Here is a 12,193-nt window from a genome sequence, read left to right on the forward strand (position 1 = left end):
TACAGCGTTTCAACTCGCTGTCAACCACCTTTTTCACCGCTGCCGATCTATTCGACCGAAGCACTTCCAGCACCCTCGTTAAACATTTAACTCATTGATTATCAAGGAGTTTTCCGTTTCGACTGCGCCGGAAGAGGTGCGCATTATAGAGAGATGAAACGGGGCGTCAAGCACTAATACTGGAAACGCCGCAAAAAGAAGAATCGCTACTTATATAGCTATCTGGAAAGCCCGACCTTTCCTATCCGGCAACAGCCGTGACAACAAAGCCGCCCCGCCGCTGAAGGGGTTAATCAGATCGGCTACGAGGCGCCGTCTTCTGGAGCGCGCTGCGCCAGAAAATAGCAATTCAAGGCGCGAGCGGCGACAACAATGGGTTCGATCGACGCGGAATGCTCTTCTTTAGTCAGCGCTTCTACTTTGGAGAGGCTTTCTTCCAGGCCGTGCAGTTCAATAGCCGCCAGGTGGGCTGCCTGCTCTACCGGTAGCTCTGGCCATTGCGCAAGCTGAACCCCGCGCATGTAACCGAAACACCAGTCTTCAATCATGTCTGCGACACCTATTCCCTCGCAGCAGCACAGGAAAGGCGGTTCAAACCGGTCGGTAGCATCCTGCAGGCTTTGCTCGATACTGTTCATATGTCGCAGCAACAGCGCGTAGTAAGCCTCTCCCTCGGCCTCCTTTTTGAACTTCACCTTTCGCCCACCACTGATTTCAGGCAGCCATTGGCTTGGCATCAATGCACTTGGCGAGCTAGCCAGCGCAACGAACAGGCCATCCAGCTCGGACAGGGTCTGTATTGCATCGTCGTTGCCCTACTTGAGCAGGAGGTCATCCAGCCTACCCAGTTCACGGTCATTCAAAGGCTGCAGATAGGCGGCATACATAGCGTCATCCCGGAGCGTCGAGGTTTGAAACACACTATAGCAATGCAACACGTGCGTCGGAGCCATCAGTGTCGACGCCGATTACAGTCAATCAACTTCGTGCCGATAAGCATTGCGATTTACTTCTGTTTTTCATGCTCAAAAGGATTTGTCATGCGCTACCCGCACGTCGCTCTCGCCGCCATGCTGCTTTCCAGCAGTGTTCTGGCTCAAGACTTTCAACCCGGCCAAATCTGGTCTTATAAAACCCGGCCCAACGAACAAGCCTCAACCCTGACCATTCTCAAGGTCGAGCACTACCCCGACATGGGCGATGTGTTGCATGTTCGCGTCGATGGGTTCCAAATGCCGAACGCCCGGGCTCAGGGTAGCTACAGCGCAATGCCACACATGCCCTTCGCCAGGTCGGCCATTGAGGCCAGCGTTACGTCACTTAAAGGTAAAGGGCCCGTACCGGACTTCACCCAAGGCTACGAGTTCTGGAAAGCCGGCTACATTGCAGGTAACGCGGGCGTGTTTACCGCTCCCGTCGACCAGGCACTGAACCAGCTGTGGCGTGCCAATTGGGCTCAGGCCGATGCCAGTGAGAGCAGCGAGTAGCGCGCCCACCGCATCAAAAGGCCATTACTTTGCGTTGCTACCTGTTGCAACCGTGAAATGGCCTGTAAAGCCACTCCGCAATCGCAACCGAATACTCAACAATATTCATGCAAATTATGCGATAAACGGCGCCCCAAAAAAGATCGACGACTATGACGGAACACCAACACGGGAAAGGGACATCATTTGTCAGGCGAATCTATCTGCCACGCATCATCGGCCTGGGGATCGGCCTGTTCAGTGTCTGGGCAGCACTGGGCAGTGTTTCCGTTGCGCCATGGGTCTGGGTGCTGCTGTTTATCAACGGCCTGGCTTGGCCGCACATTGCTTATCGAATCGCATTGAGATCCAGAACACCCTACGACGCTGAACGCCGAAACCTGTTGGTCGACTCGTTGATGGGTGGATTCTGGGCCGCAACCATGCAATTCAACCCGCTACCCAGCGTAACCATCCTTTCGATGATGACGATGAACAATGTGGCCGCTGGCGGCAAGCGTCTGTGCCTGTCAGGGCTGCTGGCTCAAGGTACGGGCATGGCCGTGTCTATTGCCCTGTTCGGCCCCGGCCTTCAGTTGCACAGCACCTCACTGCAGGTCTATGCCTGCCTGCCGATGCTCACCCTTTACCCGCTGGCAGTGGGAGGCGTCTGCTACCAGTTGGCAATCAAGCTAGCCGAACACAAGCGTGCCTTGAGTACCTTGAGCCGCACCGACAGCCTGACCGGCCTGCTCAACCATGGTTCGTGGAAAGACGCCCTACAGCTCAAGTTTCAGAGATGCCAGCAGGACTGTCGGCAAGCAGTTATTGCCATTATCGACATTGATCACTTCAAGCGTATCAATGACACGTACGGTCATGTCGTCGGTGACTGTGTATTGCGCCAGTTGGGCACCGAGATAAAGAAAAACCTGCGTGAAGACGACCTGGCCGGGCGCTATGGGGGCGATGAGTTCTGCGTGATCCTGCCAAACATCGACATAGAGCAAGCCGTTCAGATCATGGAACGCCTGCGCGAAAAAATCAGTGCCTACCGCAACGAGCAGCTACCCGATCTGCGCATCACCCTGAGCATTGGCCTGGCCCTTTGCCACGAAACATTCGACGACCCCGTGAGCTGGCTCGATGAAGCCGACAAAGCGCTTTACAGCGCCAAGAACAACGGCCGCAATCAAGTCAGCTTCGCCGCTGCACGACATACGCCAGCGTTCACCTAGCCTGAGGCCCGCGGCATCTCCCCGTGCGTATTGACCTGATCGCTGGCGGTTATAGACGCGTTCATTGTCCTTGGCAGAACACTCAAGCCACTATGCGGCGCCGCGCCGAGATCTCTGGAAGATCCTTACGCCGCAGATAGACCCGTAGAGGCTCACTGATGTTTAGCCGCTCGTCGATGTTCTGCGTCAACAACACCTCGATGAGATCACGACCCAGTGTCATGACCTCATCGCTGCTGCGCCTCCAGACGAACTCACTGCTGGGCGTGATGCTGTCTTCAGCCACGTCCATGCCAAATGAGTCCTCGCTGAATCGCACGATGTGCTTATCGAGCTTACGATTGAAACCGACGAAGCCCTTGAGCTGATCGGCTGCGGCGCAAATGTCCTGGGACGTGATGTGCATGTCCAACCTCACTGATACAGAAAGGAATGGCACGCCTGGCAACGGAAAAAACACCGAGGTTCCCTCTGCTGGGGAATTGATGCGGCTTAGCCTAATGGAAATAAGCCTGCGTCGGAAAAGGTTTTTGATGCTCTGTATTCCGGGTAAAGGCGTGTCACCCTCCACTCCCCCATAGCACTGAAACTTCAGTTCTCCTGAACCTGAACGCTGGCCGTCATGCCGGCACTCAGGATGACGTCCTTGGGAGCCTGATCGAGCTTGATCCGCACCGGAATGCGCTGGGCCAGACGCACCCAGTTGAAGGTAGGCTCGACTTCGGCCAGTAACTGGCTGTCGGGGGTAGCGTTGCGGTCAGTAATGCCGCGACTGATGCTCTCGACATGGCCTTGCATTGGCTCACCAGCGCTCATCAGCCAGACTTTCACCGGCGCGCCGACCTTGATGCGCGGCAGTTTGGTTTCTTCGAAGTAGGCCTGGACATAGAAGGTCGAATCATCCACCAGTGCCATTACCGGTTGGCCGGCGTTGACGTAGTTACCTTCAGCCAGCCGCAGGTTGGTGATATGCCCGCTGCGGGGCGCCCGAACGTCGCTACGCGCCAGGTTCAACGCGGCAGCCTTTACCTCCGCCCGGGCTTCACGCAATTCACCACGAGCAACAGCAGCAATGATCTGGGCATTTTCGCGCAACTCGGCACTGATCGCTTGCGGCCCCAGCGCCGCACGACGTGAAGCTTCCTGCTCGCGCAAGCGCAGTTGATGCTGGCGGGTTTCGGCGACCGCATTGGCCTTTTCAAGTGCCGCCTCGAAGCGGTCCCGATCAATCGACATCAGCAGATCACCCGCCTTGACCGCCTGGTTGTCATGGGCCTTGAGTTCTCGCACCCACCCGGAAACGTCCGGAGCGATGATGACTACATCGGCGCGAATCTTTGCGTCACGGGTCCAGGGTGTCAGCATGTAGTAACGCCACAATTCAAGCCCGGCAAACACCGCGACAACGACCAGACACAAGGTCACGGCAACACGGACATAAGCACGCATGGTCAAACTCCTTACAGAGGCCCGAGCACACGAGTGATCAGGGTCAGGATACAAACAAACAACGCACAATCGAACAACGCCTCATGCCATACCCAGCTGCCCAGAGGGGTTAGCCTTAGCAGCAGACGCACCACACCCGTCAGCAGCAAGGCCAACAGCACGTACACCAAAAACGGGCTGAGCAGCACGCCGCCCACTGCCCACTCACGCAAGCACATGCAGTTCCTCCTGCCGACGGCACCATTTGCCCCAGCTCTTTTGCAGTTGCAGTACAGCACCTATCGCCAGGCGCAGAGGGTCACTTGACGGCTGTCGCTGCAACACAGTGATAAAGGTTGCGCTGGCTTCATCAAGTAGTCCCTCACGACCAGCCCCTGGCCCCAGCGCCAGCACCTGCTCAAGCTGCTGTAGATACGCACGCTGAGCCTGAAGCAAAGGCATTTGGGCAACCTCGAGACACATGCGCAGGTGCAGCAACTCATCACCGATATCCAGCCCATGCAGGCCATCGTCCCAGCGCTCACGTGCTTGCACCGGCAACGCGGCGTAGTGTCGCGCCATCTGTAGCAGACGATCTGCCATACGCCCGCCAAACCAGGTTTCCGCATCCCGTAGATCACGCCGGGTCAAGCGCACCAGGTCGCTCTGCGTCGCAGCCCGCAGACGGCGGCCATGCCAGGCGGGATCACGTAACACCAGCAGTTTGAACGCCAACACTGCAGCGCCGACACCGACCATCATCGCCTGGGCACTGTTGAGGAACACCGCCACATCAAAATGCATGGCGTTGAGTGGCGCGACCAGGACGATGAAATGCAGGCTGTACGAGGTGGCCGTAGCGCCGATTTTCGGATTGGCCATACCTAGCGCGCCGAAAAACAACGGCACGCCCATCGCCATGCACAACATGGGGAAACCACTCCACTGTGGCAGCAGGATCTGCCCCACGAAAAACGCTGTCGGAATAGCGAGCAGCATTCCGCGCAAGAAGCTCAGACCGATCTGCGCACCATTTTCGCGGCTGGCGAACAGGCTGCAGACCACGCAGGTCAGCACCAAGCCACCCGGCGCTGATAGCCAGCCAGTGGCCAGCCAAAAACTGGCCATCGCCAGGAACGCCAGCGCACTGCGCGAACCGAACAACAATGCCAACGGTAGATCGCGGTGCACTGCCAGGCTGTCAGGCAGGTCGGCCGGCGCCTTACCCTCCTCAACCGCATGTAGTGCCACGGTGGCGTTCATGATCTTATCCAGCAACAGCGTCAACCGGGCCAGACAGTAGTGTTCTGCAGAGCTGCGCGCCTGATCACTGGCAGCCTCCCAAACACGTTGGCGCAGCAGCAACAGGCTAGCCAGATCCGGCGCTGCCAAGGCCTCGTAAACCTTGCTGAACCAAGGTGCCACCTGTGCTGCCTCGCGCTCATCCAGCTGTCGCCACTGGCGTCGCACCGAACGCGCTATACGCAGCAGAACGAGCAACGTCTGGCTCAAGCCGCGAATGGCCCGCCCCCGCTCACGCCCCAGATGCCCCTCGAACCAGGCATGTTCACGCTGCGAATCGACCGCAACAATGCGCCCAAGAATATCCAGCAGTTCTCTACGGTCCTGCTCTTCGCCGATCAGGGAAGCTCTCGCGGCCTGCATGCCACTCACCCATGCCTGACGCGCTTGCCCGGCCAGTTGCTGTTCAACCCGCAATGGCCAGAGCAGCGCACTGGTCAGGGTGGCACATACGATGCCCAGGCAAATCTCGGTGCAACGTGCCACGGCCTGATCGAACACCAACAACGGATGATCAACCGCCGGCAGTGCAATAATGGCCACGGTGTAACCGGCCAGCACGAAGGCGTAAGCCCAAGCACTGCGCAACAGTGTCGAGCAGGCCGTACACAGTGCCAACCATAAGGCCAAGGCCAACAGGAACAACCAAGGCGTCTGCGCAAAAAGGCCGATGAACAACACCGACATGACCGTGCCGACCAAGGTCCCCAGCAAACGGGCCAACCCCTTCTGCACCACCATTCCTGATAGCGGCTGAGCAACGATAAAGGCTGTCATCAATGCCCAGGCAGGCTGCTCAAGCCCCCAACGCAACGCCAGCCAAAGCGCCAGCCCACCGCCCAGAAGCGTCTTCAGGGCAAATTGCACAGCGCGCATGTTCGGCGCCAACAGGGCCTGCAGAGTGATCGGCACGAGACGAACCTTGATGAACAGTAATCTAACGATAGACAGTTAAGCGGCAATGAATCAGAGCCAGATTACTAGCTAGCTAACTATTATTCGTCCAGCAGTTTGTTTCCGCATCATCACCCACTTGCCCGCCGACCTTGCAAGCGATACCCATGCCTGCAGAAGCGTGCTAGCGCGAGCGCCTGGTTTTTTTCAGGCAAAAAAAATGGGCGACCGAAGTCGCCCTAAATGCCTTGCGTGCTCGTTGTATCGGAAGAATCAACGCGATTTGCGTTTGCTCGAATCCTTCCAGATGAAAATGCCCAGGCCCGCGAAGAAGAGCAGCATCAGCCCGACTGTCACAACGCCAGCGATAACCACATTATCGAAGAACATATCGGCCTCCATTCGCCTGCACCTGTTTGATGGGGCCTAAGTTAGCGAATAAGGCGGGAGGGAAAATTGACCGAGGTCAATAGCGCCCACCAGAGCTGGGGGCGATGCAGGTGCAGGGTTGACCTGCATCAAGTTTTCAACGCTTCTTGGGTTTGCCCTTGGGCTTTTTCTTGCCCTTGCCCAACGGCATGGCCTGTTCAAATGCCTGACGGACTTCATTCAGGCGCTTCTCGTTGAGGTCGTGAACGCGCTTGGCACGCTCGGCACCGAAGTCGATCAGATTGTCTTGGCTCATGGTTAGCTCGAAACGCTGACGGCAGAAGTGGCAATAATGAAGGCTAAGGCTCGCGCTGACCAGTACAGCGGTGTTTCTTCAGACTTCGATGTCGACCAGCAGCCCCTGACGTGGCTGCTCACCCATCAGCGGCGCCACCGGCACCGTATTGTCGGCATTGACTTCGTCGCCCGGTACGGCATCGTACTGCTCGTCGTGATCTCTGCGGCGACGCTGTTGGCGGCGCTGTTGCTCACGCATTAAGTAGGTGTCCTGTTCCGGATCACGCTGCTTCAGGTTAATGCTGCCATCACCGGAACTCGGTTGGGCTGGCACCACGGGAGGGATGTCCGGTGTCGGTTTGACCGGGTCCAGTTGCGAGGTTACGGGCGCAGCACTGAGCGGAATGATAGGCGGCAGCATGGGTGGGTCTCCTGTCGCCAGAGTGTCGGCCGCAACCCCATTACCTTGAGCCGAGACGGGCACATTCGCGCCTGATGAGTTGGGCGTCCTGAACGATCAGTATAGCCTGGGCGGCTGGCACCGCTATTGAGCCGCGTTGTCGTCACCACCGTCGATATGGCTCCAGGGGCGCTTGTAGACTTTGCTCCAGACAGCCTCCAGATGATCACGCAGTACTTTGGGGGCATTCGTCAACGACGGGCTGTCTTTGCGCTCACCCCCGTATGAACCGTCACCAGGCACATTTACCAGCGACTGCCCTTCGATGGCGTAATACGCCTGCCCCTCACGCAACTCGACCATGATAGCGTGAGGGTCGATACCTCCGCCGCAGAAGGCGTGGCTAGCGATCGTCAACTCCGCCACCCCATCATTGTTCAGGTCACTGACCTCCGTGACATCCGGGTAGAACCCGACATCAAGGTCCAGGCCAGCGCAGGTGGTTTCGTTGTCGATCTGCCAGCGCGACTTGAACGGTTCATCGGCCGTCGTTCGACCATAGAGTGTCGCGATCAACACCACTTTATCGACATCCTCAGCCATTTCTTCGTCGGTTGCCTGGCCGTCGGTACGGCTCAATACCAGCAAGCCCTCACCGTCTTTGTCGCGAAAATGCACTGTCTTCAGCGGGGCGTCGACGCCCAGCGCATCAATCTGCGCCGCGGGCAACGGTGCAAGCACCTCAAAGCCGCCCTGTCCACAGGCTGAAAGCAGTACCAGGCCGCTCACGATGAAAGGACGAAGTAACCACAAGCGCTTTACAGACATGGCAAGACAGTCCTTCTGTTGCGGGTCATGCAGCATCGGCAGATTTCGTCGACGAAGTTGCTAGACTCTTTGGTCTACAGAGACCTATCCGTTAAGATAGTCGGCTTTTCATGGCGGGAGTCAGGCAGTATGGCGCAGCAGTATCAACCGGGGCAACGCTGGATCAGCGACAGCGAAGCCGAGCTAGGTCTGGGGACCGTTCTGGCACAGGACGGCCGCTTGTTGACCGTGCTCTACCCGGCCACTGGCGACACTCGCCAGTACTCCCTGCGCAATGCGCCACTGACACGGGTGCGCTTCTCGCCTGGTGACCAGATCACCCATTTCGAAGGCTGGAAGATGACCGTGCGTGAGGTCGATGATGTCGACGGTCTGCTGGTTTACCACGGACTGGATGGCCAGAATCAGGCCTGCACCCTGCCGGAAACCCAGCTGTCGAACTTCATCCAGTTCCGCTTGGCCAGTGACCGTCTGTTCGCAGGGCAAATCGACCCACTGCCGTGGTTCTCGCTACGTTACAACACGCTGGAACATACCAGCCGTCAGTTGCAGTCGTCACTGTGGGGGCTGGGTGGTGCGCGCGCCCAACCCATCGCCCACCAGTTGCACATTGCCCGCGAAGTTGCTGACCGTATTGCGCCACGGGTTCTGCTGGCCGACGAAGTGGGCCTGGGCAAAACCATCGAAGCCGGCCTGGTTATCCATCGCCAACTGCTCTCGGGCCGTGCCAGCCGCGTGCTGATCCTGGTACCGGAAAACCTCCAGCATCAGTGGCTGGTGGAAATGCGTCGTCGCTTCAACCTGCAGGTTGCCCTGTTCGATGCCGAGCGCTTCATCGAAAGCGATGCCAGCAACCCATTTGAAGACACCCAGCTGGCCCTGGTGGCTCTGGAGTGGCTGAGCGAAGACGAAAAAGCCCAGGATGCGCTGTTTGCCGCGGGCTGGGACCTGCTGGTAGTCGACGAAGCCCACCATCTGGTCTGGCACGAAGATCAGGTGAGCCCTGAGTATGCGCTGGTTGAACAACTGTCCCAGATTATTCCTGGCGTTCTGCTGCTGACAGCAACCCCTGAGCAACTCGGTCAGGACAGCCACTTCGCCCGTCTGCGTCTGCTTGATCCGAACCGCTTCCATGACCTGGCCGCCTTCCGCGCCGAGAGCGAGCACTATCGCCCGGTAGCCGAAGCCGTCCAGGAGCTGCTCGATGAAGGCCGCCTGTCACCCAAGGCCCACGCGACCATCCAGAATTTCCTGGGCGCCGAGGGCGAAGCCCTGTTGGCGGCGGTCAACGACGGCGATACACAGGCCAGCGCCCGCTTGATTCGCGAGCTGCTCGACCGTCACGGTACCGGCCGAGTTCTGTTCCGTAACACCCGTGCCGCAGTCCAGGGCTTCCCTGAGCGCCAACTGCACCCGTATCCGCTGCCCTGCCCCGATCAATACATGGAGCTGTCGCCGGGCGAACATGCCGAGTTGTACCCGGAAGTCTCATTCCAGGCCCAAGGCGACACCGGCGAAGACGAACGCTGGTGGCACTTCGACCCACGGGTTGACTGGCTGATTGATACCCTGAAGATGCTCAAGCGGGTCAAGGTTCTGGTGATTTGTGCTCACGCCGAAACCGCCATGGACCTGGAGGACGCCCTGCGTGTGCGCTCTGGCATTCCAGCTACGGTCTTCCACGAAGGCCTGAGCATCCTGGAGCGCGACCGTGCCGCCGCCTACTTCGCCGACGAAGAATTCGGTGCTCAGGTACTGATCTGCTCAGAGATCGGCAGCGAAGGCCGCAACTTCCAGTTCTCTCACCACCTGGTACTGTTCGACCTGCCCGCTCACCCGGACCTGCTCGAGCAACGTATTGGCCGCCTGGACCGTATCGGCCAGAAGCACACCATTGAACTGCATGTGCCGTACCTGCAAGACAGCCCGCAAGAGCGCCTGTTCCAGTGGTACCACCAGGCCCTGAATGCCTTCCTGGCCACCTGCCCTACCGGCAACGCCCTGCAGCATCAGTTCGGCCCGCGCCTGCTGCCGCTGCTGGAAGACACTGATGTCGAGCAATGGGAAGCGCTGGTCACTGAGGCGCGCACCGAACGCGAGCGCCTTGAGGCCGAGCTGCACAGCGGTCGCGACCGCCTGCTGGAGCTCAACTCCGGTGGTGCCGGCGAAGGCCAGGCACTGGTCGAGGCGATCCTGGAACAAGATGACCAGTTCGCCCTGCCGATCTACATGGAAACCCTGTTCGACGCCTTTGGCATCGATAGCGAAGACCATTCGGAAAACGCCCTGATCCTCAAGCCAAGCGAGAAGATGCTCGACGCCAGCTTCCCGCTCGGCGACGACGAAGGTGTGACCATCACCTACGACCGCAATCAGGCGCTGTCGCGGGAAGACATGCAGTTCCTCACCTGGGAACACCCTATGGTGCAGGGTGGCATGGACCTCGTCCTGTCTGGTTCGATGGGTAACACCGCTGTAGCCTTGATCAAGAACAAGGCGCTCAAGCCTGGCACCGTGCTGCTTGAACTGCTGTACGTCAGCGAAGTGGTAGCGCCACGCGCCTTGCAGTTGGGCCGCTACCTGCCACCAGCCGCCTTGCGCTGCCTGCTCGACACCAACGGCAACGACTTGGCCGCGCGGGTCTCGTTTGAAACCCTGAACGACCAACTGGAGAGTGTGCCCAAGGCCAGCGCAAACAAGTTCATCCAGGCTCAGCGCGATGTGCTGGCGCCACGGATCAACGCAGGCGAAGCCAAGATCATGCCGCGTCATGCCGAACGCGTAGCCGAAGCGCAGCGTCGCCTGGCTGCCGAGACCGAAGAAGAACTGGCACGCCTGACCGCCCTGCAGGCCGTCAACCCGAGCGTACGCGACAGCGAAATCGAAGCCCTGCGCAAGCAAGGTAGAGATGGCCTGGCCATGCTCGAAAAAGCTGCACTGCGCCTGGAAGCCATCCGGGTACTGGTTGCCGGCTGATCGGTATCGGAACGTCTTGCTGGCAAACCCGGCGTCTACAGCACAATGAACAGTGTGCTGTAGACGCCGGCCTTGGTATCAGTCCTTGCGCCGATACAGCTGCACCAGGGTTGCCGGATCTTTTTGCAAATACCCCTGACTACCATGCAGACGCATCAATTGGGCAGCAAGCCCGCTGATGGGCGTAGCTGAACCCTGCTCACGCGAAAACTTGACGGCAGTATCAAGGTCCTTGAGCAAGGTGCGCACATGCCACTTGACCGGTTCAAAATGGCTTTCGGCCATTTGCGGCGCGAGAATCTGCAAGGGCTTGGAGTCGGCAAAACCGCCAGCAAGGGCTTCGGCAATGAGGCGTGCATCAACCCCAGACTGCTCGGCCAGCGCTACCACTTCAGCGATCACCAACGCATTACAGGCAACAATCATTTGATTGCACGCCTTGGTCACCTGCCCTGCTCCAACCGGCCCCATATGAGTAACACGCTGGCCCAGGGTCAGTAAAACCTGCTGCACCCGCGCCAGGTCCTGCGCAGCACCGCCGACCATGATCGCCAGGGTGCCGGCCTCAGCGCCCGGTGTGCCTCCTGACACAGGTGTATCCAGCCAACTCATGCCGTTGAGCGCCGCCAGCTCGGCAGCCATCTCACGGGTGGCACCAGGCTCAATACTGGAAAAATCCACCAACAACTGACCGGCCCTGGCACCACTGGCCACGCCGTTTTCACCAAACACAACCTCACGGACCACCGCAGTGTCGGCCAAACACAGCATCACGACATCGGCGTACTGGCACAATTCGGCAGGTGTAGTGGCCAGGCGAGCCCCCGCAGCAACCAAGTCTGCACACTTTTCCGGTGAACGATTCCACACCGTCAACGGGTATCCAGCCGCCAAAAGCCGCTTGCACATGGGTAGCCCCATAAGACCGATACCAGCAAACCCCAACGAAGGTCGTGCAACACTCATGAAACACTCCAGAAAGTTTGATTAAAGAA

13 protein-coding genes are annotated in these 12,193 nt (G+C 58.7%); 3 read left to right on the forward strand and 10 right to left on the reverse strand.

Annotated elements, in window-relative coordinates; genetic code table 11:
• Nucleotides 1-302 precede the first annotated feature (302 nt).
• Nucleotides 303-800: a UPF0149 family protein gene (locus CYD26_RS19460; RefSeq protein ID WP_102053362.1), complete on the reverse strand. Its 498-nt coding sequence runs from the start codon at nucleotides 798-800 to the stop codon at nucleotides 303-305.
• A gap of 240 nt (nucleotides 801-1,040) precedes the next feature.
• On the opposite strand from CYD26_RS19460, the gene CYD26_RS19465 reads away from it, so the two are divergent.
• Both CYD26_RS19465 and CYD26_RS19470 read left to right on the forward strand, forming a co-directional pair.
• Complete coding sequence (locus tag CYD26_RS19465) at nucleotides 1,041-1,487, forward strand: hypothetical protein (protein WP_102053363.1); 447 nt, start codon at nucleotides 1,041-1,043, stop codon at nucleotides 1,485-1,487.
• Between the two features lie 152 nt (nucleotides 1,488-1,639).
• Complete coding sequence (locus CYD26_RS19470) at nucleotides 1,640-2,704, forward strand: diguanylate cyclase (RefSeq protein ID WP_102053364.1); 1,065 nt, start codon at nucleotides 1,640-1,642, stop codon at nucleotides 2,702-2,704.
• A gap of 82 nt (nucleotides 2,705-2,786) precedes the next feature.
• On the opposite strand, the gene CYD26_RS19475 is transcribed toward CYD26_RS19470, so the two are convergent.
• From CYD26_RS19475 to CYD26_RS19500, 8 genes are all read right to left on the reverse strand, one after another.
• Nucleotides 2,787-3,110 carry a DUF2025 family protein gene (locus CYD26_RS19475; protein ID WP_102053365.1) on the reverse strand — a complete coding sequence of 108 codons (324 nt, stop codon included), beginning with the start codon at nucleotides 3,108-3,110 and terminating at the stop codon, nucleotides 2,787-2,789.
• 185 nt (nucleotides 3,111-3,295) lie between these two features.
• The gene (locus CYD26_RS19480) at nucleotides 3,296-4,153 is read right to left on the reverse strand and encodes an efflux RND transporter periplasmic adaptor subunit (protein ID WP_102053366.1); all 858 of its coding nucleotides are present in this window, start codon (nucleotides 4,151-4,153) and stop codon (nucleotides 3,296-3,298) included.
• A gap of 11 nt (nucleotides 4,154-4,164) precedes the next feature.
• A complete protein-coding gene (locus CYD26_RS19485; RefSeq protein ID WP_102053367.1) occupies nucleotides 4,165-4,371 on the reverse strand; it encodes a DUF1656 domain-containing protein in 207 nt (68 codons plus the stop codon).
• The gene (locus CYD26_RS19490; RefSeq protein ID WP_102053368.1) at nucleotides 4,358-6,346 is read right to left on the reverse strand and encodes an FUSC family protein; all 1,989 of its coding nucleotides are present in this window, start codon (nucleotides 6,344-6,346) and stop codon (nucleotides 4,358-4,360) included. Before CYD26_RS19490 ends, CYD26_RS19485 begins: the two co-directional genes overlap by 14 nt.
• A gap of 255 nt (nucleotides 6,347-6,601) precedes the next feature.
• On the reverse strand, nucleotides 6,602-6,718 hold the full coding sequence (gene ccoM, locus CYD26_RS25725) for a cytochrome c oxidase subunit CcoM (RefSeq protein WP_281182074.1): 117 nt from the start codon (nucleotides 6,716-6,718) through the stop codon (nucleotides 6,602-6,604).
• A 136-nt stretch (nucleotides 6,719-6,854) separates the two neighbouring features.
• Nucleotides 6,855-7,013, reverse strand: coding sequence for a hypothetical protein (locus CYD26_RS25250; protein WP_099775586.1), 159 nt, complete (start codon nucleotides 7,011-7,013; stop codon nucleotides 6,855-6,857).
• A gap of 78 nt (nucleotides 7,014-7,091) precedes the next feature.
• Nucleotides 7,092-7,415 carry an aspartate-semialdehyde dehydrogenase gene (locus tag CYD26_RS19495; RefSeq protein WP_065760568.1) on the reverse strand — a complete coding sequence of 108 codons (324 nt, stop codon included), beginning with the start codon at nucleotides 7,413-7,415 and terminating at the stop codon, nucleotides 7,092-7,094.
• Nucleotides 7,416-7,538: 123 nt separating this feature from the next.
• A complete protein-coding gene (locus tag CYD26_RS19500) occupies nucleotides 7,539-8,222 on the reverse strand; it encodes a M949_RS01915 family surface polysaccharide biosynthesis protein (protein WP_102053398.1) in 684 nt (227 codons plus the stop codon).
• Nucleotides 8,223-8,351: 129 nt separating this feature from the next.
• On the opposite strand from CYD26_RS19500, the gene rapA reads away from it, so the two are divergent.
• Nucleotides 8,352-11,198 carry an RNA polymerase-associated protein RapA gene (gene rapA, locus CYD26_RS19505; protein WP_102053369.1) on the forward strand — a complete coding sequence of 949 codons (2,847 nt, stop codon included), beginning with the start codon at nucleotides 8,352-8,354 and terminating at the stop codon, nucleotides 11,196-11,198.
• 78 nt (nucleotides 11,199-11,276) lie between these two features.
• Here rapA and CYD26_RS19510 read toward each other — a convergent pair whose 3' ends face one another.
• The gene (locus CYD26_RS19510) at nucleotides 11,277-12,164 is read right to left on the reverse strand and encodes an NAD(P)-dependent oxidoreductase (RefSeq protein ID WP_102053370.1); all 888 of its coding nucleotides are present in this window, start codon (nucleotides 12,162-12,164) and stop codon (nucleotides 11,277-11,279) included.
• Nucleotides 12,165-12,193: the final 29 nt, after the last annotated feature.

Origin of the sequence: Pseudomonas sp. FFUP_PS_473, assembly GCF_002858665.1 — a bacterium.
In the GTDB taxonomy this organism is placed as follows: domain Bacteria; phylum Pseudomonadota; class Gammaproteobacteria; order Pseudomonadales; family Pseudomonadaceae; genus Aquipseudomonas; species Aquipseudomonas defluvii.

What these genes read in the sequence shown, in the direction of transcription:
- CYD26_RS19465 (WP_102053363.1), top strand. Translation starts at nt 1,041, where the DNA reads ATGCGCTACCCGCACGTCGCTCTCGCCGCCATGCTGCTTTCCAGCAGT.
- CYD26_RS19470 (WP_102053364.1), top strand. Translation starts at nt 1,640, where the DNA reads ATGACGGAACACCAACACGGGAAAGGGACATCATTTGTCAGGCGAATC.
- CYD26_RS19475 (WP_102053365.1), bottom strand. Translation starts at nt 3,110, where the DNA reads ATGCACATCACGTCCCAGGACATTTGCGCCGCAGCCGATCAGCTCAAG.
- CYD26_RS19480 (WP_102053366.1), bottom strand. Translation starts at nt 4,153, where the DNA reads ATGCGTGCTTATGTCCGTGTTGCCGTGACCTTGTGTCTGGTCGTTGTC.
- CYD26_RS19485 (WP_102053367.1), bottom strand. Translation starts at nt 4,371, where the DNA reads ATGTGCTTGCGTGAGTGGGCAGTGGGCGGCGTGCTGCTCAGCCCGTTT.
- ccoM (WP_281182074.1), bottom strand. Translation starts at nt 6,718, where the DNA reads ATGTTCTTCGATAATGTGGTTATCGCTGGCGTTGTGACAGTCGGGCTG.
- CYD26_RS25250 (WP_099775586.1), bottom strand. Translation starts at nt 7,013, where the DNA reads ATGAGCCAAGACAATCTGATCGACTTCGGTGCCGAGCGTGCCAAGCGC.
- CYD26_RS19495 (WP_065760568.1), bottom strand. Translation starts at nt 7,415, where the DNA reads ATGCTGCCGCCTATCATTCCGCTCAGTGCTGCGCCCGTAACCTCGCAA.
- CYD26_RS19500 (WP_102053398.1), bottom strand. Translation starts at nt 8,222, where the DNA reads ATGTCTGTAAAGCGCTTGTGGTTACTTCGTCCTTTCATCGTGAGCGGC.
- rapA (WP_102053369.1), top strand. Translation starts at nt 8,352, where the DNA reads ATGGCGCAGCAGTATCAACCGGGGCAACGCTGGATCAGCGACAGCGAA.
- CYD26_RS19510 (WP_102053370.1), bottom strand. Translation starts at nt 12,164, where the DNA reads ATGAGTGTTGCACGACCTTCGTTGGGGTTTGCTGGTATCGGTCTTATG.